Here is a 750-nt window from a genome sequence, read left to right as displayed (position 1 = left end):
GGACTATAGCTTTCAGGAGGACGCATTTTAGTACCTGTTCCGTACTCGTAATAAACTAAACGGAATGATTGGTTAGGTATTGGCTCATACCCTGCTATAAATTGAGATACAATGGACTCGACTGTCCGTGTGGTAGTATACCTAATAGCACGTCTCATATCAGCAACGTACTTAGCATCTAACTCCTTAAACTGTAGAGCGCCGAAGTTTCTCATAATGGCGCTAAACACTTCCTTCTCCACTTTCTCCATAGCGGAGTACAATGCTCTTTGGAGTGCTCTAATATAACCTTCCTGATTAAACTTGACGTATCGACCCATAACATCACTTCCTTATGTCCTTAGCCACCTCAATGACTAACAAACCTTGGAATGTCATGTAGTCTAATGCTGTGACCTTCAAAACTAATTCCATGCCACCCATACTGACAACCACTTGGTCAGTAAGTTCCACATTCAAAGCGGTCGTGTAAATTCTATGCTCTGTATCAGGACTCAAACCTGGCTGATACTGTAATAATTGGCTAGAGATATGCTCTAAATAACACGGTACATTTCTATACTTCTCACCAAAAACTGACTTTAAATTACCTCTACTGTCAGCTATTCTTGTGTTACCTGTCACAGTCAGTCGATGGTCGCACTTCATGAGGTTAGTTACAATAGATAGTGTGCGGTCTCCGTCATACTCTTGGTGAGTACTGATTACAAGATATTCCTCATTGTGTGCTCTATTGATAACGAAGTACCC

Annotated in this window: 2 protein-coding genes; both read right to left on the bottom strand. The window is 41.2% G+C overall.

Features of this window, described 5'->3' with window-relative positions:
* The coding region (locus ETC00_RS20515) for a hypothetical protein (protein ID WP_216369596.1) at positions 1-320 on the bottom strand (320 nt) is incomplete at its 3' end.
* 4 nt (positions 321-324) lie between these two features.
* Positions 325-750 (bottom strand): hypothetical protein (locus ETC00_RS20510; RefSeq protein WP_216369595.1); only part of this gene is annotated, 426 nt, incomplete at its 5' end.

The sequence above is a fragment of the Brevibacillus sp. MCWH genome (assembly GCF_013096935.1).
In the GTDB taxonomy this organism is placed as follows: domain Bacteria; phylum Bacillota; class Bacilli; order Brevibacillales; family Brevibacillaceae; genus Brevibacillus; species Brevibacillus aydinogluensis.
The sequence above is the reverse complement of the archived record's forward strand: the minus strand, read 5'-3'. Positions and strand labels throughout refer to the sequence as shown.